Origin of the sequence: Orrella marina, assembly GCF_003058465.1 — a bacterium.
GTDB lineage: Bacteria > Pseudomonadota > Gammaproteobacteria > Burkholderiales > Burkholderiaceae_B > Algicoccus > Algicoccus marinus.
In genome coordinates this window covers 2,817,260-2,836,927 of the sequence record NZ_CP028901.1, presented here as the reverse complement: position 1 = coordinate 2,836,927, position 19,668 = coordinate 2,817,260, and the positions used below count along the sequence as shown (strand labels likewise).

17 protein-coding genes are annotated in these 19,668 nt (G+C 57.2%); 7 read left to right on the top strand and 10 right to left on the bottom strand.

Annotated elements, in window-relative coordinates:
- Window positions 1–88: 88 nt before the first annotated feature.
- Together DBV39_RS12845 and DBV39_RS12840 are read left to right on the top strand one after the other, a co-directional pair.
- Window positions 89–1,486, top strand: coding sequence for a CoA transferase (locus DBV39_RS12845; protein ID WP_108621863.1), 1,398 nt, complete (start codon window positions 89–91; stop codon window positions 1,484–1,486).
- 177 nt (window positions 1,487–1,663) lie between these two features.
- Window positions 1,664–2,821 (top strand): PQQ-dependent sugar dehydrogenase, encoded by a 1,158-nt coding sequence (locus tag DBV39_RS12840; protein WP_407669200.1) that lies wholly within the window; start codon window positions 1,664–1,666, stop codon window positions 2,819–2,821.
- Between the two features lie 68 nt (window positions 2,822–2,889).
- On the opposite strand, the gene pagP is transcribed toward DBV39_RS12840, so the two are convergent.
- The 5 genes from pagP to phnD all read right to left on the bottom strand — a co-directional run bounded on the left by pagP (window position 2,890) and on the right by phnD (window position 7,006).
- A complete protein-coding gene (pagP, locus tag DBV39_RS12835; RefSeq protein WP_108621862.1) occupies window positions 2,890–3,468 on the bottom strand; it encodes a lipid IV(A) palmitoyltransferase PagP in 579 nt (192 codons plus the stop codon).
- A gap of 88 nt (window positions 3,469–3,556) precedes the next feature.
- Complete coding sequence (phnE, locus tag DBV39_RS12830; protein ID WP_108621861.1) at window positions 3,557–4,396, bottom strand: phosphonate ABC transporter, permease protein PhnE; 840 nt, start codon at window positions 4,394–4,396, stop codon at window positions 3,557–3,559.
- Complete coding sequence (phnE, locus tag DBV39_RS12825) at window positions 4,393–5,268, bottom strand: phosphonate ABC transporter, permease protein PhnE (RefSeq protein ID WP_193853027.1); 876 nt, start codon at window positions 5,266–5,268, stop codon at window positions 4,393–4,395. Before phnE (DBV39_RS12825) ends, phnE (DBV39_RS12830) begins: the two co-directional genes overlap by 4 nt.
- A complete protein-coding gene (phnC, locus tag DBV39_RS12820; RefSeq protein ID WP_108621860.1) occupies window positions 5,256–6,026 on the bottom strand; it encodes a phosphonate ABC transporter ATP-binding protein in 771 nt (256 codons plus the stop codon). Before phnC ends, phnE (DBV39_RS12825) begins: the two co-directional genes overlap by 13 nt.
- Before the next feature lie 35 nt (window positions 6,027–6,061).
- Window positions 6,062–7,006 carry a phosphate/phosphite/phosphonate ABC transporter substrate-binding protein gene (phnD, locus tag DBV39_RS12815; protein WP_227870931.1) on the bottom strand — a complete coding sequence of 315 codons (945 nt, stop codon included), beginning with the start codon at window positions 7,004–7,006 and terminating at the stop codon, window positions 6,062–6,064.
- A 391-nt stretch (window positions 7,007–7,397) separates the two neighbouring features.
- Between phnD and DBV39_RS12805 the strand changes: the two genes are divergently transcribed.
- Together DBV39_RS12805 and DBV39_RS12800 are read left to right on the top strand one after the other, a co-directional pair.
- Complete coding sequence (locus DBV39_RS12805) at window positions 7,398–8,012, top strand: chromate transporter (protein ID WP_108621858.1); 615 nt, start codon at window positions 7,398–7,400, stop codon at window positions 8,010–8,012.
- Window positions 8,009–8,602: a chromate transporter gene (locus DBV39_RS12800; protein ID WP_108621857.1), complete on the top strand. Its 594-nt coding sequence runs from the start codon at window positions 8,009–8,011 to the stop codon at window positions 8,600–8,602. Before DBV39_RS12805 ends, DBV39_RS12800 begins: the two co-directional genes overlap by 4 nt.
- 13 nt (window positions 8,603–8,615) lie before the next feature.
- On the opposite strand, the gene DBV39_RS12795 is transcribed toward DBV39_RS12800, so the two are convergent.
- The gene (locus DBV39_RS12795; RefSeq protein ID WP_159078943.1) at window positions 8,616–10,313 is read right to left on the bottom strand and encodes a sensor domain-containing diguanylate cyclase; all 1,698 of its coding nucleotides are present in this window, start codon (window positions 10,311–10,313) and stop codon (window positions 8,616–8,618) included.
- 386 nt (window positions 10,314–10,699) lie between these two features.
- Between DBV39_RS12795 and DBV39_RS12790 the strand changes: the two genes are divergently transcribed.
- Genes DBV39_RS12790 through DBV39_RS12780 form a run of 3 tightly spaced genes read left to right on the top strand, consistent with a single transcriptional unit; the run spans window position 10,700 to window position 15,658 of the window.
- A complete protein-coding gene (locus DBV39_RS12790; protein ID WP_108621855.1) occupies window positions 10,700–11,977 on the top strand; it encodes an exonuclease SbcCD subunit D C-terminal domain-containing protein in 1,278 nt (425 codons plus the stop codon).
- Window position 11,978: 1 nt separating this feature from the next.
- Window positions 11,979–15,389, top strand: coding sequence for an AAA family ATPase (locus DBV39_RS12785; protein ID WP_159078942.1), 3,411 nt, complete (start codon window positions 11,979–11,981; stop codon window positions 15,387–15,389).
- Window positions 15,386–15,658, top strand: coding sequence for an SbcC/MukB-like Walker B domain-containing protein (locus DBV39_RS12780; RefSeq protein ID WP_159078941.1), 273 nt, complete (start codon window positions 15,386–15,388; stop codon window positions 15,656–15,658). Before DBV39_RS12785 ends, DBV39_RS12780 begins: the two co-directional genes overlap by 4 nt.
- A gap of 333 nt (window positions 15,659–15,991) precedes the next feature.
- On the opposite strand, the gene DBV39_RS12775 is transcribed toward DBV39_RS12780, so the two are convergent.
- From DBV39_RS12775 to DBV39_RS12760, 4 genes are all read right to left on the bottom strand, one after another.
- Complete coding sequence (locus DBV39_RS12775) at window positions 15,992–16,615, bottom strand: CoxG family protein (RefSeq protein ID WP_108621852.1); 624 nt, start codon at window positions 16,613–16,615, stop codon at window positions 15,992–15,994.
- Window positions 16,616–16,704: 89 nt separating this feature from the next.
- Window positions 16,705–17,928 carry a vWA domain-containing protein gene (locus tag DBV39_RS12770; protein ID WP_108621851.1) on the bottom strand — a complete coding sequence of 408 codons (1,224 nt, stop codon included), beginning with the start codon at window positions 17,926–17,928 and terminating at the stop codon, window positions 16,705–16,707.
- Between the two features lie 11 nt (window positions 17,929–17,939).
- A complete protein-coding gene (locus DBV39_RS12765) occupies window positions 17,940–18,866 on the bottom strand; it encodes an AAA family ATPase (RefSeq protein ID WP_227870620.1) in 927 nt (308 codons plus the stop codon).
- Window positions 18,867–19,667 (bottom strand): FAD binding domain-containing protein, encoded by an 801-nt coding sequence (locus DBV39_RS12760; RefSeq protein WP_108621850.1) that lies wholly within the window; start codon window positions 19,665–19,667, stop codon window positions 18,867–18,869.
- Window position 19,668: the final 1 nt, after the last annotated feature.

Below are 19,668 nucleotides of genomic sequence, written 5' to 3'. Positions count from 1 at the left end.
GACACTGAGATAAGATGAGGGTGAGGCGAGTCTTGCACTGTTTTGTGGCATGACGCGGTACACGAGTCCTGAACAAGAAGAGCTAAACATGTCTGAACCGACACCCCAACATGTGCTGAACTCCCTTTGGGAGATGACCGGGCAGCCCCAAGGTATTTTGAGTCAGCTGGCGTTGCGGGCGGATCACAGTCTGCCGTCGCTGTTTCATGTTGGACCAGTCGCCAGTGCAACCATTTCAGCACAGGCGCTCATGGCTGCGCAGATCTGGGGAGACCGGACAGGACAAATGCAGACGGTTGAAGTGGACCAGCGTCACGCACTGGCGTGTTTCAGGTCGGAACGTTACCTGCATGTTGATGGGATAGCGAACGGTGAGTCCCACGATGATCTTCATGGCTTTTATCAGACTGCCAACCGACAGTGGGTACAACTTCACACAGCGTTTCCCCATCACCGTGAGGGCGTACTGCGCATTCTGGGGTGTGAGCCGTCGCGTGAGGCAGTCAGTGCAGCCTTGCAGAGATGGCAGGCTGAGCAGCTTGAGTCTCAGTTGGCAGAAGCTGGTCTGGTCGGGTCAGCGGTTCGTACTACCGATCAGTGGCAGCGTCATCCACAGTCGGGTGCGCTGTCCGGTCTGCCATTGTTCGAGATTCAGCGAATAGGTGATGCACCGGCCGAACCGGTTGGAAGGGGGGTAGATCCCACCCAGCCATTGTCTGGCGTGCGGGTACTGGATCTTTCTCGTGTCATTGCTGCTCCGGTTGCTGGTAGGACCCTTGCACAGCACGGTGCGAACGTACTGGCGATCTCGGCGCCGCATCTGCCGCAGGTGCAAGCACTTCTGATCGACACTGGGCGTGGCAAACGTCAAGCCTTTCTGGACTTGCGTCAGACTCAGGAGCGGGACCAGTTACTTGAGCTGGTGCGGCAAGGTGACGTGTTCATCCAGGCCTTTCGCCCTGGCGGGCTTACGCAGAAAGGGATGGGTCCTGAGGCGCTGGCAAGGGTGAGGCCCGGGATCATTTATGTCACGCTTTCTGCTTATGGGCACACTGGACCCTGGGCCATGCGTCGCGGCTATGACAGTCTGGTCCAGAGTGCGACCGGGATCGCTCATGCTGAAGGGATGGCTGCCGGATTGAGTGGCCCTGGTAAGCTGCCTTGCCAGGCCCTGGATTATGCCTCCGGGTATCTGGCTGCCATGGGTGCCATGGTTGCCCTGCGCAGGCGTGCAACAGAAGGCGGCAGCTGGCTGGTCAGGGTTTCACTGGCACAGACTGCTCGTTGGCTGCGTCAGTTGGGTGAACGAGAAAATGGTCTTCTGGAACCCGAGTTGACGCTCGATGAGGTGCGTCCCTGGCTTCAGACCATGCAGACCCCGTTTGGAGAGGTGGCGGCTGTAGCACCAGCCGAACAGATGGCCGCGACGCCCGCGAGGTTCAATCAGGTGTGTGTGCCATGCGGCACCCACGAGCCCGAATGGTAGGGCTGAAATCCCGTAAATGACCCGCGAATCACCCCATGGCTGAAGTCATGGGCTTGCGCTCACAGTTGGTCAAGATGCCGGGCGACTGGTCTCCAGAAGGGGGGCAGCGGAACTGATCGGCATGGCGGAGGTCTCATCGCTTGTAACCCTGCACGCCGGCGTATTTGGGAGAGTCCGATGAAGAGTTGCGCGACCAGAACCTTTTCCGTTACCAACATCGTACGCTGTGCGCTGTTCATTGTGATGTCTGGCACGGCGGGTGTAGCAAGTTCCCAGGCCAGGCTCGCGCCGACGGTGGTGGCAGAGGGTCTTGAGAACCCCTGGGCCCTGGCCTTTATCGAGAACGGAAACATGCTGGTCACTGAACGACCTGGACGTCTGCGTGTCGTCTCGGCAGAAGGTGGGGTAGGTGCAGCTCTGGCGGGTTTGCCCGCAATCAGTGTGGGCGGGCAGGGAGGATTACTCGATCTGGTGACTGATCGCGAGTATGGCGCGAATCGGCAACTCTACTTTTGCTATTCGGAACCCGATCCGGAGAACCCGACCTCCAGGGCTAATTCGACCGCACTGGCCAAGGCGCGTCTGTCTGATGACCGCACACAGCTTGAAGATGTCCAGGTGCTGTTTCGTCAAATGCCCAAGATTGCCAGCACCTTGCACTTCGGTTGCAGGATCATCCAGTTAGAGGATGGGTCGCTCTTGCTGGGGCTCGGCGACCGGTATGGCCAGATGCAGCAGGCGCAGAATCTGGAGAATCATATCGGTAAGGTTGTGAGGGTCTTCCCGGACGGATCAGTGCCCCTGAATAATCCGATGTTTGATGGCCAGTCTCATGCGCCCGAGATCTGGAGTTATGGTCATCGCAACATCCAGGGCGGCGTGATGGCAGATGATGGAACGGTCTGGATACATGAGCATGGTCCCCAGGGAGGTGACGAGGTTAACCGGATCAGACCTGGGCTGAACTACGGCTGGCCTGTCATCACTTATGGTGAGAACTATGGTGGTGGCCGGATCGGTCAGGGCATCACCCAGGCGCCAGGTATGGAGCAGCCGGTTTTGCAGTGGACCCCGTCGATCGCGCCTTCCGGCATGGCCGAGATTACCAGTGATCGCTACGGGGCGGACTGGAAAGGAAATCTGATTGTTGGTTCGCTGAAATTCAGGAACCTTCATCGCCTGCAAGTCCAAGGGGACAGCCTGGTTCCGGCCAGTGTCGAGTTGCCCGATCTGAAACAGCGCGTGCGTGATGTGCGGCAAGGACCGGATGGATTACTGTACATCCTCACTGATCAGGCCGATGGCCAACTGATACGGCTTGATCCGGTGCAGTGATATGTTGCGTGGCGTGTCAAGGGAGTCAATCAATTTAGGTCTGCCAGCGAGGTCTTGTCTGAGAGACCTCAGTTGAAGGTCCATTTGCCCCAGATGAAGAATACGTTGCCGTTGTTCTGGCCGCCCGGCACGTAGGCTGCCTGCAGGGCCAGGTTCTTGTAGCTGACCGATGCGACAGGGAGTACACCAGGAAATGGTATGCCCCCAAAATAATCACTGCGCGACATCAGGAACCCTGTCAGGCCAACCCCGACTTTGACCTGGGACTGTCCGAGCTCCCAGGTGGGTACCCATCCATACCCGAGCATGAATGAAGGGTCCCCGTGGGAGTCACGAAATCCCATCGCATACATGCCTTCCCAGTTGCCGTTCTGGTTGTAGCGCCCTTTTCCAAGGCCGATGCCACCTGGGTACTCGGTGTATGAGTCGAGTAGCTCCTGTCTGTAGGCAAACGGCAGGTGCCAAGTGTAAAGCGGGACGTACAGCTCGATATCCCCGTCGCGCCACGTGGTGCTGACATGGTCGACAGCTGTGTTCCATGCCGAACGCATCCAGTTTTCTTCGCTGCCTGAGGGGCCGGCGACGGCGATGCTCGCAGGCGCGGCGAGCATCGCACAGGAAAGTGATTGAACCAGGGCTTTTTTCATGGCTGCGCCTAAAGGTTTAACTGGTGCGAATTATAGTTAATCCGTAAAGGGTTAATCCCTTGGTTGCACGCAGTGTCGAGAGGTTCCCTTAAAGAATCCGCTTACGTACCTGGGTGATAAGGATTTCTGCCAGGATCACAATCACAAATATGGCGATCAGGATCACGGCGACCCGTTCCCACTGAAACAGGTTCATCGCTGTATCAAGTGTCATCCCGATGCCGCCCGCGCCGACCAGTCCGAGCACTGCTGATTCGCGAACGTTGATATCCCAGCGCAGCAGCACGATTGACCAGAAAGCGGGTTTGATCTGTGGCCAGTACCCGTAGTTGAGTTGTGAGGACTTTGTGGCGCCCGCAGCCTTTAATGCCTCGATTGACCCTGCATGTGCTTGCTCGATCGCTTCACCAACCAGTTTGCCAACAAATCCAATCGAGCGAAAGGCGATCGCCATAGTTCCAGCAAGCGGTCCTGGGCCGAAGATCGCAATAAACAGGAGTGCCCACACCAGTGAATTCACCGAGCGACTTGAAACCAGAATCAGTCTGGCCAGAAAGTTCAGGATCTTGCTCGGGGTGAAGTTGTTTGCGGCCAGCAGGCCGACTGGAATGGCGAGCATGACCGAGAGAATGGTTCCCAGTGTGGCGATGTGGATGGTTTCGACCAGAGCCGTATGCACAGAATCCGGATAATGCGCCCAGTCAACAGGCCACATCCGGTTGAAAAGATCAGCCATCTGCTCCGGGGCATCATAGAGAAACTCCGGGATGATGTTGATATTGCGAATCGACTGCACAATCGCAATGACAACCGCCAGATAAATGGCGAATCGCAACACTCTCTGACCCAGGGTGTACCGTACCCAGATACGGTCGTGTTGAGTCCCTGGATTCGTTTGCTTTGTTTGAGCTGCCACGGCCTCGCTCATGCGTCTGCTCCGTCCGGGCGCTTCTGGGCACGAGGTTCGCGCTTGAAAATGTCCCCCAGGCTCAGGTTGTCGACAAAAATTGCACGCACCAGGTTGGCGAGGATCTCGCCCAGCATGATCACCGCGATGATCGTGATCAGGATTGCCGCCACAAAATCGTAGTCAAATCGCTGGAAGGCGGAGAAGAGTGTGCCGCCGATCCCTCCGGCGCCGACAATACCGACCATGGTTGAGTTGCGTAGGTTGGAATCAAACTGATAGGTCGAAAAACCGACAAAGCGCGCAAAAACCTGTGGCAGCACGGCAAACAGGATCACGTTGGCAAACGAGGCACCGCTGGCCCGCACAGCTTCGACCTGCTTGATCGAAATCTCTTCGACTGCTTCGGTGAAGAGTTTGCCGATGAATCCGATGGATGCCACTGTCAGCGCCAGAATGCCAGCCAGTGCCCCGAAACCCACTGCCTTGACGAACAGAATGGCCACGATCACCGGGTGTAGGGCACGGCACACGGCAACCAGGGTGCGAGCGGGCCAGCTGGCCCATCCTGGCATCAGATTGCGCGCACCCAGCAGACCGATCGGCAATGCGAGTGCGATGCCAAGTGTCGAGGCAAGCACGGCAATTTCGAGGCTTTCAAGCATTCCTTTGATCAGGATTGACGAGCGAGAGAAGTTGGGAGGAATCATTCGTGCGAGAAATGTACTCGCGTTGTCCAGACCAGTAATGAAACGCGAGTATGTGAAATCCAGCTGAGCGGCTGCATAAATCACATAAACCAGCATCAGCAAGAAGCCGATCTTCGCTTTGGGCGAAATCGAAAATGGTTTGAGAGAAGGTGTCACGCCGGTTTGGTCAGTCACTGTAGCCACGACTCACCACCATAGATCTGTTTGAGGTGTGACGCTTCAAGCGTACTCTTGTCACCATCAAAGACAATCTTGCCACCCGACATGCCGATGATTCGTCTGGCAAATCGTTTGGCCAGCTCCACATCGTGCATGTTGATGATGATCGGAATGCTTTGTGCCTGAGCCAGCCCGGTCATCAGTTCCATGATTTCGACAGAGGTCTTTGGGTCCAGTGAGGATGTCGGCTCGTCAGCCAGCAAGAGCTCGGGGCGCTGCATGAGTGCCCGTGCAATGCCGACCCGTTGCCGCTGGCCACCCGAGAGTGCATCGGCACGCTGAGAGGCGTGCTGGGCCAGTCCCACGGATTCGAGCAACTCAAAGGCATGATTGATATCGGTCTGGTCAAACCTTCTGAGCCAGGCTTTCCACGCAGGCAGGTAGCCCAGACGCCCTGTCAGCAGGTTCTCCATCACACTCAGTCGCTCCACCAGGTTGTACTCCTGGAAGACCATGCCGACCCGTCGCCGGGCCTGCCTGAGAGCGGAACCACGAACCGATGCCAGATCAATTTCTCCTGACCCAGTTTCAAGAACAACTTTGCCCGAGGTTGGCTCGACCAGACGGTTGATGCACCGTAAAAGAGTGCTTTTTCCCGTGCCAGAGGGGCCGATGATGGCCGTCACGCCATCACCGGAGACCTCCAGGTCTATCCCCTGCAAGACAGGAACCCCCGCCTTGTAGGATTTGAAAAGGTTCTCGATTCGTAATGCTGCACCCATGAGATGGATTCCTGCTGTCAGTGACGTGTCAACAATTACTTCTTGGACTTGGCTGTCTCAGCCTCGTAGGAGGCACGGTTAAAGCTCTGCCCACCTGCCTCGGCGACCTCCCGGATAATCGCCCAGTCGTCCTTGAAACTGATCGGATAGAAGCGGTCTGCACCATCAAATGCCTGTTTCATGGAGTCCGGGAAACGGTATTCATAGAAGCAGGTGAGCATCTTGTCGCGAAGTTCTGGCTTGAGGTCGTGCGAGTAGGCAAACGAAGAGGTCGGGAACTTGGCGCTGGTGTAGATGATCTTGAAATCGTCTTTGTTAATCTGTCCGCGCTCGGCCATGCGATTGAATACGTCTGACGCAACGGCGGCAGCATCATAGTCGCCGGAGTTCACACCCATGACGGACTGGTCATGCTTGCCTGAGAAAAGGACTTTGTAGTCTTGCTCGGGTACCAGACCCTGTCCGGGGAACAGGGCCATGGGCGCCATGTGTCCCGAGTTCGAGGATGGAGAGGTGTGTGCAACCTTCTGGCCTTTGAGATCTTTGAGCGATTCGTACGGCTTGTCTTTCTTGGCGATCACAATCAGGTTGTAGCCCTGGAAGCCGTCTTCATAACCTTTGACTGCAAACGGTACGGCACCGGCGATGTTTACGGCAAATGCGGTCGGACCTGTGGAGAAACCACCGACATGCAGACGTCCTGAGCGCATCGCTTCGATCTCTGCAGCATTGCTCTGAACTTGATAAAAGACGACACGCTTATCGACACAATCTGCGAGATAGTCTACGAACGGCGAGAACAAGTCTTCGTAGACAGCGGGATCCTCAACAGGTGTGTAGGTGAAGACGATCGTTGACGGGTCCTTGAGCTTTGCTGGGTCGGTCGGCGTGTCGGCAACCAGGTCCTTGTTTTCATCGCAGTAAAGCGTGTCGAGGTCACCGCGGTTGCCGCATTCCTGTGCCATGGCGACGGGCGCCATGCCAAATGTCACAGCCGCGCAGGCACCGCTTACAGTAAGCCAGTACTTTAGTTTCATGATCGTCTCCGTATCAGTCAAAGACATGTCATACATTGGTCGCACGACACGTCGCATTCTTCTTTTTCTGGTGAACAGGCCAGGCATTCGTTTTGAATTGTTACAGCCCTGTTACGCCACAGTTGGATTGAATCACAAACTCAATCTGGTGCAAAGCGAATCTTGGTGAAGGTTCTGGCATACCCGAATAACCTCCGTGCAAACACTACTTGACGAGGTCGCCACACAGGTATCATCAGCAGATTCATGCACCGACTCGCGGCCTGGCATGTGACATGTCCGCGCTTGTTGTTGTGCTGGCTTTCCGTTTTACTTGCCGAGCGAGTTTTCATTCATGTCTCCTGAACCCAGAAAAGCGCCAGGCTCCGTCAGGGAGCTGTTTGTGTTTTTTAGCCTGCTCGCCCTGCAAGGGTTCGGAGGCATCATAGCGTTTATCGAAAAGGGACTGGTTCAGAACAAGAAGTGGATGACGCGGGAGGAGTTTCTGGAGGACTGGGCAGTCGCCAGAACCATGCCAGGCCCACCGGCCATCAATATGGGCATCATCATCGGGTCGCGGCATTTCGGAGCGCGCGGTGCATTTGCCGCTGTTCTGGGCGTGTTCCTGTTTCCCTCATTCCTGGTGCTTGGTCTGGCCGTGCTGTACTCCAGTTTTGGCCACCTGCCGGAAGTATCGAACGCATTGCGTGGCATGGGTGCGGTTGCCGCAGGCTTGCTGATTGCAACCGGTATCAAATTGTTGACGGCGCTGCCATCCAATGTGATGGGCTTGCGGGTCTGTGCAGTGCTGGTGGTGGTGACCTTCGTGATGATCGGGTTGCTGCATATGCGTGTCGCCTATGCTCTGTTCGGATTGGGAGGTCTGGCCTGCGTGTACGCGTATCGGTGCCTTGGACGACACCGAGCCGCTGATCCGGCAAGCTCCAGGAAAGACAGGGGACAGTCATGAGCCAGGACCCGACCGTAGTCTTGGCGTTGATAGACTGGTGGCGTCTGGCCGAGAACTTCCTCATTCTGTCGGCCATCTCCATGGGTGGCCCACTGATTCTGCTGCCTGAGATGCGCCGCTTTCTGGTGGTTGAACAAGGATGGATCACCAATGAACAGGTGACCGCGTCAGTTGCCCTGGCACAGTCGGCACCAGGACCCAACGTGCTGTTTGTGGCATTGCTGGGCTGGAATGTCGGCATGAATGCAGGCAGTTACTGGACAGCCTTCTTTGCGGCGATGCTGTCGATGATCTGCATGATGGTGCCATGCTCGCTGATCGTATACGGGGCAGCGAGATGGGTCCAGCAAAACGCGCACAAACTGTTTGTCAGAGCGTTCAAACAGGGTATGAGTCCAGTTGTGATCTCCATGCTGATTGCATCAGGATGGACGCTCGCCACCGCCGGCACGGAGTTGCAGGCAGACTGGCCAATCTGGCTGCTTTCTGCCGTGACCGTCGGTCTGGTGCTGTGGGGCAAGATCCCGCTGGTTCTTCTGATTGCGATCGGTGGCGCTCTTGGCGCACTGGGCCTGCTCGGCGGGGTCTGATCCAGTTCGACAGTCAGCACGCAGTATCGCCTGGAATCTGTACCACCTGGTTGCGACCTTGTGCTTTCGCCTGATATAGCGCCGCATCGGCGCGAGCGATAACAGCCTCCGGGCTTGCGTCGCTTTTGTGTGACTGGCTGACACCTACACTAATGGTGACATGACCGGCGTGCATAAATTCTGTCTGCTCAACCAGTTGTCGAATGCGTTCGGCCAGTTCACGGCCTTCCGAGGAGCTGCTGCGCCGGGGGACCAGAATGATGAACTCCTCACCCCCGTAGCGCGCGCACACGTCTGTGCCACGAATGGTCTGAACCATGAGTTTGCCCAAGGTTTGTAGCACCTGGTCCCCGATCTGATGACCAAACCGGTCATTGATGGACTTGAAATGATCTGCATCCAGCATCAGGATGTCGTACGGCTCCCGGGTTTGAAGGAATTGCCGGTGGTGCACATGCAATGCCTCTTCAAAGTGTCTCCGATTGAGCAGTCCGGTCAGGGGGTCAGTTCGTGCCAGCAACTCAAGCTTCTGATTGGCCTGTCTGAGTTCATCAGTACGCGACTCGACCTGCGTTTCCAGATTCGCGTTCAGATTGGCCAGTTCTTGTTCCCGGCTCAACAAGCTGCTGGTCATTGACTCAAGAGCTCGGGTCAGTGCAGTCAACTCTGGTGATCCGGATTCGCTTGGAAACCGGGCGTGCTCTGGTTCTCGCTCGATGATTCGGGCAACTCTTACAAGCTCTTCGATGGGTCGGGTCAACCGGATGGCGATCCGGTGCGCGATGAGGATGATGACCAGAAACGTGAGTGCACCCAGCCAGAGCAGTCTGATCTGCAGGGCAGCGACTGCCTGCGTCGTGGACTCGATGGGTTGGCGCATGACGACTTGCCAGCCTAGATCAATGCTGGTGGCGGTTCCCACCGGTGCCACGCTGGTGAGGTAGTGCCTGCCATCTGGCCATAGCAGGTTTTCGTACGTAATCGACGGTTTCAGATCCTGCGGGATGCCAGTCACCCCGGTGTGCTGTTCAGGATAAAGAACAGCGCCTTGCGCGTTGACAATCATCAACTCGGCATTCTGAAGCAGCTTGTCATGCTGCTGGATGGACTTGACGACATCTGTCACCCAGGTCCAGTGCAGATGGGCGGCGAGCACGCCAGCGACATCACCATTGTCGCTTTCGATTGGCACAGCGATATCAATAAAGCGCATTGGCTGGTTGTCCTGAAGCTCTGGCAACAGCTTTGCCAGCATGACCGCCAGATGCAGATCGCCGATGAACAAGCCGTCAAAAGCTCCTTTGAACCAAGGCCTCTCGCGGGCATTCTCGCCAATCAGCATGCCGTCGGTTGCCTGAACAATATTGCCATGCTTATCGGTCAGGCCGATCCAGGCGTACCCGGACTTTAGCTGCTGAATCCGCTCTACCATCAATCGGGCTTCGAGGTTGGAGAGATCATCCTCGTACTCCAGCGTCTGGCGTAGCAGTTCGATCTCCCTTTCCCGCTCGCTCAGACTGGTCGCCAGCAGCTCGGCACTTGCTCGAGTGCTCACTGACAGGGTCTCGCCGGCTGTGTGCATGATCTCTTTACTGGCGATCTGCCCGACGTACAAGGCAACACCTGCGAGGGTGATCAGCAGCAGCCCGCCGAACCAGAGCGTTAGCTGGGTTCTGAGGGCTTTGAGCGGAGCGGTTCTGGTTCTCGGCATACCTGGACAAAGGTTATGGCTGTTAAGTGACCCGGGGAAACAAGGTAAAACCACGGGTGTGGGCATTAGAGTGTACCGATGGAACTGCGACTGCGCTTTGGTGGTGACCCCAGTTGCGAGATCCCCGGCGACTGCAAGACAACATGGATCAGCCTGCATCAGATCACATGCTCATTGCAAGAAAAGTTTCACAGACCAGGTTGACCCTGGCTTCTTTCAGGTGCCTTCTTGGTACCCTCTTGATAGCTCCCGGGTATCCTTCACAGCGCTGTGATCGAATCATCGCATGTCAGCGAGTGAGGTGACTGCTATTCACCTCTGGCTATCACTGTGGTGTGATGCACAGATCCGTTACAGTCACAGACAAACCTTTGCCTGCCTTGAACATGAAACTACTGCACACATCCGACTGGCATCTGGGCCGGTCTCTTTATGGGCGCAAACGCGATGAAGAGTTTGCGCAGTTTCTGCAATGGATGGTGCAGACTGTGCGAGAGCGTGAGATTGATGTCCTGGTTGTGGCAGGTGACGTATTTGATACCGCGACGCCTGGCAATCGGGCGCAGGCGTTGTACTACCAGTTTCTCCACCAGATGGTTGCCTCACCGTGTCGTCACATCGTGATTGTGGCGGGCAACCACGACTCTCCCTCATTTCTGAACGCACCAGGCGATTTGCTTCGTGCGTTTGATGTGCATGTAATTGGCCAGGCCAGCACCGATGTGGCGCAGCAAGTCGTGGTCTTGCGCGATGAGTATGGTGAACCCGGGATGCTGGTCTGTGCGGTGCCCTACCTGCGTGACCGTGATGTGCGCGTCGTGTCCGCAGGTGAGTCGATGCAAGACAAGGACGCGAATCTGGTTGCCGGCATCCGCGACCACTACGAAGCGATTGCGCAGGCGGCGCAGGATCTCCGGACAAGTCTGGGCAGGGCTATTCCGATTATTGCTACAGGTCACTTGTACACGGCCGGAGGGCAAGTGCTTGATGGTGATGGGGTGAGGGACCTTTATATCGGGTCACTCGGGCAGGTTCATGCAAGGATCTTCAGTGACGTGTTTGATTACGTGGCGCTTGGTCACTTGCATGTGCCTCAGATTGTCGACGGTCAGACCCGGATCCGCTATAGCGGATCCCCTCTGCCGATGGGTTTTGGTGAGGCCAGGCAGCAGAAGGTTGTCTGCCAGGTGACGTTTGATCACGACCTCACTTCAGACAGGTTCGTGCCTGAAGTCGAGACCATTGGGGTGCCAGTGTTCCAGCGGCTCAGACAGGTCAGAGGGGACCTTCAGGCCATCACGGGCCAGCTAGAGGTCTTGCGAGAGGACGGTCAGTCATGCTGGATCGAGGTGTTGTATGACGGTCAGGAAATTGTGACTGACTTGCGGCAACGCGTCGAGCAGGCCGTCGCGGACAGTCCGGTAGAAGTGCTTCGCGTGAAAGTGAACGGACGCAGCAACCCGGCCATGACGTCAGCCAGGCAGCAGGAGTCGCTTGAGGACCTGACCCCGATGGACGTGTTCGAACGGTGTCTTGAAGCGTATCAGGTGCCAGACGAGCAACGATCAGAGATGCGTCATACCTATCAGGAAGCGCTGGCTCTGCTTGAACCCGTCGATGAGCAAGCGTCCCGGATACAGACTACCAAGTCGGAGCGTCACTAAATTGAGAATCCTCGATATCCGTTTCACCAATCTGAACTCTCTGGTCGGTCACTGGCACATTGATCTGACTCACCCTGAATTCGCACGAGAGGGCATATTTGCGATAACGGGTCCGACCGGCGCGGGCAAGACAACGATTCTGGACGCAATCTGTCTGGCCCTCTACGGCACCACACCACGACTGGGCAAGGTGGGAGGCAAGAGTGGCAATGACTTGATGTCACGTCACTGCGCAGAGTGCGATGCCCGAGTCACGTTTGAGACATCTAGCGGATGTTACGTCAGTCACTGGGCACAACATCGGGCACGACGTAGGCCTTCAGGTGATCTGCAGTCCGCAAGACACGAAGTCAGTGAGGCGGGGACAGGCAAGATTCTTGCATCTAGCCTGAAAGATTCAGCCGCGCTGGTTCTCGAACTCACCGGGATGGGATTCGAACAGTTCAGCCGTTCCATGATGCTGGCACAGGGGGCGTTTGCTGCGTTTCTGCAAGCCCGTTCAGAGGAGCGAGCGCCTATTCTGGAGCAAATCACAGGTAGCGAGGTCTACAGCAAGATATCGATCGCAGTGCATGAACGTCGCGCTCAGGAGAAGTCCCGGTTTGAGGCCTTGCATGCCCAGCTTGAAGGCACACAGGTTCTGGCCCCTGAGGCGCGTGCGGCATTGATGCACGAAGTTGACGCACTGGGTGCACAAGTGAGGACATTGCATGACCAGTACCAGACGGTGCTGCAGCGATTTCAGACGTTGCAGCAGCTTCACGAGATTGGCCTGAAGCTTCAGCAGCATGAGCAAAGTCGTCAGGAGCTGTTGCAAAAACAGGCAGTGTTCGCACCCGATCTCCTGCGTTTGCAGACTGCCCGAAGAACTGATGGTATTGCACCGCTCTATCAGGCTTTGTTGCAGGCACGTCAGGAGCAGAGCACGGACCAGATCAGTCTGGGCACGTGTCAGGTCAAGGTGCCCGCGCTTGAGGAGGCGGTTCACGAGGCGAGACAGCATCTTGGGCAATGTGAGCGCCTCTGGCAGGAGCGGCGCTCGCGATTTGACGAGATCGAGCCCGTGCTCGAGAAAGTGCGTGCCCTTGACGCGACCCTTGGGCAGTCCAGAGCACAGATCTCCAGTCTGACGGGGGCTGCCGCCGAGGCAGAGCAGTCCCTGAAAACACTCGCACTTGAACAACAGGCCCTACTGGCCAGACTAACGCTCGCCCGAGAAAAGCTCGAGCGGCTGCGCCAGGAATTGACCCGTCACAGCACAGATGCTGAACTGGTCGGCGATCTGTCTGGGTTGAAGCAGGCACTTCAGGGGCTGGCTGACCTGGACCAGCAGATTGAACGGATCCGAGTAAGCGTGCAGGAGGGTGAGGTTGCGCGGGGTTCGGCTGAGCGGGCCTTTGAGGCATCCGAACGCGTGCGACAGGAAACCACTCGCGCTCTCCAGGATTTACACGATCGGATCAATGCGCTGAGGGAGCGGTCGGGAGCACTGCTCGAGGAGCGCTCGCTGACTGACTGGCAGTCCCTGCACGCAGACTTGCTTGCACGCCAGTCGGTATGTGAAACGGCCATCGAGCGGGAGCATGCGTTGAGCTCGGTACTTTCTCAGACAGAGAAAGACCGGCATGATCTGCTGCACGCGAAGGCGCGCAGCGAGCAACTGGACATGACGGTCAGTCAGCTTGAAACACAAGTTCGTCTGAGACAGGAACAGCTCGAAGGGTTGCAGCAGCAGTTGCTGCTGCATCGTCGTATCGAGGATTACGCCCAGGCGCGTACTCATCTGCATGATGGACAGCCCTGTCCCTTGTGTGGCGCACTCGAGCATCCGTACGCGCAAGGTGTTGCGACCGAATCAGATAATGTCTTGCAGAGACTGAGGTCATGCCAGGACGAGTCTGAGCGGGTGGGGCGCATACTGGCGGCGCAGCAGCTCGAACGAATCCAGATCGGGCAGCAGATCACGCAGATCGAGCAACAGCTTGCGCGGGGCGCCGAGTCCGTCGCCCACTATCAGGCTGAAAGACCAGCGCTGTTGAGACAGCTGGGTGTGACGCATCTGCCTGTTGACCAGCCCATATCCGAGTTTCTTGCAAACATAAGGATGCAACTCCTGCAGGAGATTGAGCTCGTGCGAGAGCGGCTCAGTCAGGCAGCTACGCTTGGACGCGAGTTGCAGACGCTCGAGTCACAGGAGCGAGAATCCGGGCTGGCCGCAGAGCAGGCACGCGCCGCGGTACTCAAGGCTGAGCAGCAGGTAGCCAATGCAAGGTTCCAGCTGGAGCAGGCACGCAATGCGCACGAGCAGAGTGCCAAGGCGCGACAGACGCAGGAGGTCAGTCTGGCGCAGCGGCTTGCTCATTATGCTGTCGAGTCTGAAGCACTGGCCAGTATTGAGACACTGATTGGTCAGCTGGATGCGCGCAGGAAGGCGTGGCTACGTTTGCAGAACGACTATCAGGATGCGCAACAGCAGATACCCGGCATTGAGCAGTCACTCCAGTTCATGCAAGAAAAGATGGACGCCAGGCAGTCAGCTTTGCAGTCGCTCTCCCAACAGTTACTGGTGTTGCAGGAGGAGTCCGGCCGGGTGCAGACAGAGAGACAGTCGCTGTTGCAGGACCAGAATCCGGTTCAAGTCCACAAGGCGCTCAGGGAAGCCATTGATCAGGCCAGACAGGCCTCTGACCAGGCCCGAGAGCGGCTAGTCCTCGAACAGACCCGCTTGCAGCAGCACAGTAGCCGGATCGAGTCGATCCGGGAAGGGCTGGACAAACGGGCTGAACGCATCGCAGAAATGGATAAAAGGCTGACATCTCTGCTTGTGGAGTACGGATTTGAAGATGAAGCCGCGTTGCGGGGCGCGTTGCTGACGCATGAGCAGCGCCAGGCGATCGAGTCACAGGAGCGAGCACTATTGCAGGAGCAGTCCTCCATCGAGACCACACTCAAGTCACTCCAGGTTGATCGAGAGCGCCTTGCTGCACTGGTGCAGCAAGGGGATGTGGCCGATGCGCTTGGCGAGCAACTCCAAGCGATTGATCAGCAGTATCGCCAGCACTCTGAAGAGCTCGGTGGGTTGCGCCAGCGAATCCTGGATGATGATCGCGCCAAGGCTGAGCACGCCAGTCACCTTGAACAGATCGAGGCACAGGCACGCGAACTGGAAAGGTGGAACAATCTGCACGAGTTGATCGGATCGGCTGATGGCAAGAAGTTCAGGACATTTGCCCAAGGGCTGACATTTGAGATCGTGATTCAACATGCCAACCAGCAGTTGCAGCGGCTGACGGATCGTTACCTGCTCACTCGGGGTGTACAGGAGCCACTTGAACTCAACGTGATTGATCAGTACCAGGCTGCCGAAGTCCGGACCACCAAGAACCTGTCCGGGGGGAGAGCTTTCTGGTGAGCCTGGCGCTTGCGCTGGGTTTGTCCAAGATGGCCAGTCGCAATGTCAGAGTCGATTCTCTGTTCCTGGACGAAGGGTTTGGAACCCTGGACGAAGATGCGCTGGAAATGGCGCTTCAGACTCTGTCGAGCCTGCATCAGGAGGGCAAACTTATTGGCGTGATCTCACATGTCCAGGCACTCAAGGACCGGATCGCAACCCGGATCCAGGTGGTGCCTGTTCGTGGTGGGCGCAGCGAACTGGAGGGACCCGGTTGTCAGCGTGAGTAGTGCAGGATGAATCGCCTTTGATTGATCGTTTTGAGGGTAGGGTGCTGACCACCTGTCCAGGAAATTCTGCGCCGCACGCCTTGTTTGGAGGCGACGCCACCGCAAGAGCGTGACGTCAAGGCGCTTGCGCAAGGCTTGAACTTTCGCTTTGCGCCTTCCTGCAACGCACCGCGCAGCTGTTCTGCACATCAAAAGCCTGTGGGAACATTGCTAGCACGCTCCCGTTTGCGAAGCAGGAATCAGCGCATCCCTGCGGCAACAACTCGATGCGCGTTGTAGCGGCAGGTGTCATCAGGGTCTTATCAGCCCATTATCCGGACCGGATGGCCACGGTCAGATCACAATCAGGATCATCAGGATCGATGCGATGATTGCGATCCAGAGCCACTTCGGAAAGCTTGGTTTTGACTGCGCCTGGGCAACGGTTCCAGCCTCAGGTGTGTCGGCAGCTGAACTTTCCTCGCCACCGTTGGCTGCAGTGTCTGTTGGCTCCCCGGATGGCGCATCACCAGCTGTCTTTTCCTGGAGGGCTTTCTCGAAGCGTTTAAAAAAGTCATCCGCCATGGACTTGGCTGCTCCGTCGACGAGTCGCTGACCAAGCTGGGCAAGTTTGCCACCAACCTGTGATTCGACGGTGTACTTCAGTTCGACACCGTCATCGGTCTCGACCAGTTCGACGTGCGAGGTTCCCTTGCCATGTCCGGCTACGCCACCTTGAGCTTCGAAGTGCAGAGAGTACGAGTGAGGTGGGTTGATATCAGTCAATTCGACCCGACCAGTGAACTTGGCTGATACCGGTCCGATCTTGATGTTGGCGGCCGTCAAGTAGACATTCTCGGATTCGGCTTCAAACTTCTGGCATCCCGGAATGCATTGCTTCAGTATTTCCGGATCATTGAGGGCTTGCCAGGCATCCTGCGCACTGGCGTTCAGTTGTCGGCTTCCTTGCATCTGCATGACCTTCTCCTCTGGGGGGGTTCAATATTCTGTGTCTGGATTCGAGCCGCGTGTCCAAACGATGTTGTCTGTTTTCGGTGAGGTTCACTCTAGCTCAAAGATCGTGAGCGAGGATGCGAACGCTTTGTCCGGTGCAGTAACTGGCTGAGCGCACTCGCTAGCGACTCAAGGTGAGCAAGATTGTGAATTGCGAGCATCTGATCCACCCGTCTGGCCAGCACTTGTGCACCGCCTGCCAGCGGCTGATACTCATCGTACCGCAACAGTGGATTGAGCCACACAGTGCGTCGTGCCTGCCCGCATAACCACGCCATCTGTTCGTCTAGCATGGCAGGATCGCCAGTGTCGAGACCGTCCGAGATGATCAGGACAATACTTCGGTTCCCGACGATCGCGTGGCGATATTGCTGTCGTAAACACCGGATGGCCTCACTGATCAGTGTGCCGCCACCGAAGTCTGGAACGGCCTCGTTCACGCTGGCCAGCATGGCGTCTGCATCGTCGAGTCGAAAGGCCTTGTTCAGATTGGTAAGCTGGGTGCCGAACGCAAACACCGCGCGTCGCGTCTGGCGCAAATCGTGAGTTGCCTGGTGCAGGAAGGCCAGCAACAGCCGTGCGTAACGTTCCATGGAACCTGAAACATCCACCAGCACCAGCAGTGGCAGAGGCTGGGTTTGTCTGGTTACCCGCGCAATCTCAAGAAACTCGCCGTCGTGTCGTGCGAGCTCACGCATCAGTCCGGGCCAATAAATCTGGTCGCCCCGGTTTGCTGCACGATACCGCCTCGCGTTGTGTCGTGGCAGACTCAGCGGGATCTCGCGCGCCAGGCGTTCGACGAGTCGGTACTCACTGGCACTAAGTCCCTCAAAATCCGCGTGCCGCAGTCGCTCGCGGTCACTGGCACTCATGGCAGCGTCGAGCTTGATCTCGTCCTCCCTGGGCTGCGGAGTCTTGCGATTTGGCTGATTGATCACATGTAGCGCTTCCTGGGCACGCGGGCTGCGTTGTGCGGGTGTCTTGCTGGCCTTGGACTGCGGTAGCAGCTGCGCAAGGAGTTGCCTGGCAATCTCAGGATCCTTGAAGTAAGCGTCAAACAGTTGCTGGAACACCTCGCGATCCTGATGACGGCTCACGAGCGTGCTTTCCAGTGCGGCCATGACCTCGATTCGAGCACCCAGATCAACCTGGGTCAACGCTTGTTGGGCAAGCTTGATTCTTGATGTGTCAACGCGAAGGCCGGCCCTTCTGAGCATGCGACCGAATCCAGTCAGATTCTCAGCAAACTTACCGGCGCGCGCGTCTCCCAGTACCATCGAGAGGGGCCTCAGTTCTGGGGTGCGAGCAGTTCGTCAAGCAGGGGCTCAAGCGCCTGGATGTCTTCTCGCTGTTTGAACATCACACCGGCTGTGTTCTGCACGATCTCAGGATCCAGTTGCAGCGTGTTCAGTGCAACCAGTGCTTTGGCCCATTCGACACTTTCCGCAATACCTGGCGTGCGACTGAACGCGTCCGCAAACGGCCGGTTTCGAAGTCGCTGGACAAACCCAGTGATCTGGCTGCTCAGCTTGTCTGGCAGGTCTGGTACTTGTGATTGCAGTATCTGCATTTCCCGGTCGCGATCTGGATAGTCAAGCCAGTGAAACAGGCAGCGTCTCTTGATTGCATCATGCAGCTCCCTTGTCCGATTGCTGGTCAGGATCGTGACCGGTGTGCTCATGGCCCGGATGGTGCCTAGCTCCGGTATGGTGACCTGATATTCGCCCAGATACTCCAGCAGGAATGCCTCGAACGGTTCATCAGCCCGGTCCACCTCGTCGATCAGCAGGACCGCCCCCGGCGCGGGCTCTTCGAGCGCCTGCAGTAGCGGCCTGCGAATCAGGTAGCGTGGCTGGTAGACCTCACGTTCGATATCTTCAGCGCTTCGCTGTTCTGAGGAAGCTCTCAGATGAATCAACTGTGCCGAATGGTTCCACTCATACAGTGCATCACGTAGCTCCAGCCCGTCGTAACACTGCAGCCGGATCAGCTTCTGCTGTCTGACCAGTGCCAGCGCCTTGGCCAGTTCGGTTTTGCCGACCCCAGGATCGCCCTCCAGCAGGAGAGGTCGGCCCAGACTGATGGCCAGGTGCAGGGCCGTGGCCAGCCGCCTGTCAGCAAAGTACCCGACCGTTGCCAGTTCTGCAATCAAACCGTCAATGGCTGGGCTAACCCCCAGATTCACTGAGCCTACCTTGACTTCAGACTCCGTCAATCAGACCTCCTGACCAAGTGCCATCGCCACCGCCCTTTGCGCCTGCACCTTGATGAGCTGGGCTCGATAGGCTGCGCTGGCATGCAGATCTGCGCTGAGATCATCGGCGTCGATCTGTACATTGGCCACAACATCCGGGCTGAAGTCTGCATTGAGGGCATTTTCCAGTCCTTCGTGACGGAAAACCCCGTTGCCGGCTCCAGTAATGGCGACCCGTACTCCCCCTGCTGTCTTGGCAACAAACACCCCAACCAGGGCAAACCGGGAAGCCGGTTGCCTGAACTTGGCATAAGCTGCCTGCTGCGGAACCGGAAACCCGACCGAAACAATCAGTTCCCCTGGTTCAAGTGCGGTGGTGTACATCCCCTGAAAGTACTCGTCGGCCGGGATGATGCGCTGATCTGTGTTGACTGTCGCACCCAGACCCAGTACTGCACAGGGGTAGCACGCTGCCGGATCATTGTTGGCCAGGGAGCCGCCCAGCGTCCCCATGGCACGCACCTGCTTGTCACCGATGCCGGCTGCCAGGGCTGCCAGGGCCGGGATTCTGGCTTTCACCAATGCGTCTGTCTCCACATCCTGGTGGCGGGTCATGGCCCCGATGACCAGCGCAGATCCTTCTTCGCGGATGCCTTGCAGTTCGGCAAGCGAACCCAGATCAAGCAGTGTCTCCGGCTGAGCCAGACGTTGCTTCATGGATGCCAGCAAGGTCTGGCCGCCTGCCAGGTACTGGCCACCTTGCTGGGCCTTCTGACTTGCCTCTTGAACAGAGGATGCACGAACATATTCAAATTGATACATG

Excerpts from the sequence above, each read along its gene's own strand:
- DBV39_RS12845 (WP_108621863.1), top strand. The coding sequence starts at position 89 with ATGTCTGAACCGACACCCCAACATGTGCTGAACTCCCTTTGGGAGATG.
- DBV39_RS12840 (WP_407669200.1), top strand. The coding sequence starts at position 1,664 with ATGAAGAGTTGCGCGACCAGAACCTTTTCCGTTACCAACATCGTACGC.
- pagP (WP_108621862.1), bottom strand. The coding sequence starts at position 3,468 with ATGAAAAAAGCCCTGGTTCAATCACTTTCCTGTGCGATGCTCGCCGCG.
- phnE (WP_108621861.1), bottom strand. The coding sequence starts at position 4,396 with ATGAGCGAGGCCGTGGCAGCTCAAACAAAGCAAACGAATCCAGGGACT.
- phnC (WP_108621860.1), bottom strand. The coding sequence starts at position 6,026 with ATGGGTGCAGCATTACGAATCGAGAACCTTTTCAAATCCTACAAGGCG.
- phnD (WP_227870931.1), bottom strand. The coding sequence starts at position 7,006 with ATGGCGCCCGTCGCCATGGCACAGGAATGCGGCAACCGCGGTGACCTC.
- DBV39_RS12805 (WP_108621858.1), top strand. The coding sequence starts at position 7,398 with ATGTCTCCTGAACCCAGAAAAGCGCCAGGCTCCGTCAGGGAGCTGTTT.
- DBV39_RS12800 (WP_108621857.1), top strand. The coding sequence starts at position 8,009 with ATGAGCCAGGACCCGACCGTAGTCTTGGCGTTGATAGACTGGTGGCGT.
- DBV39_RS12795 (WP_159078943.1), bottom strand. The coding sequence starts at position 10,313 with ATGCCGAGAACCAGAACCGCTCCGCTCAAAGCCCTCAGAACCCAGCTA.
- DBV39_RS12790 (WP_108621855.1), top strand. The coding sequence starts at position 10,700 with ATGAAACTACTGCACACATCCGACTGGCATCTGGGCCGGTCTCTTTAT.
- DBV39_RS12775 (WP_108621852.1), bottom strand. The coding sequence starts at position 16,615 with ATGCAGATGCAAGGAAGCCGACAACTGAACGCCAGTGCGCAGGATGCC.
- DBV39_RS12770 (WP_108621851.1), bottom strand. The coding sequence starts at position 17,928 with ATGGTACTGGGAGACGCGCGCGCCGGTAAGTTTGCTGAGAATCTGACT.
- DBV39_RS12760 (WP_108621850.1), bottom strand. The coding sequence starts at position 19,667 with ATGTATCAATTTGAATATGTTCGTGCATCCTCTGTTCAAGAGGCAAGT.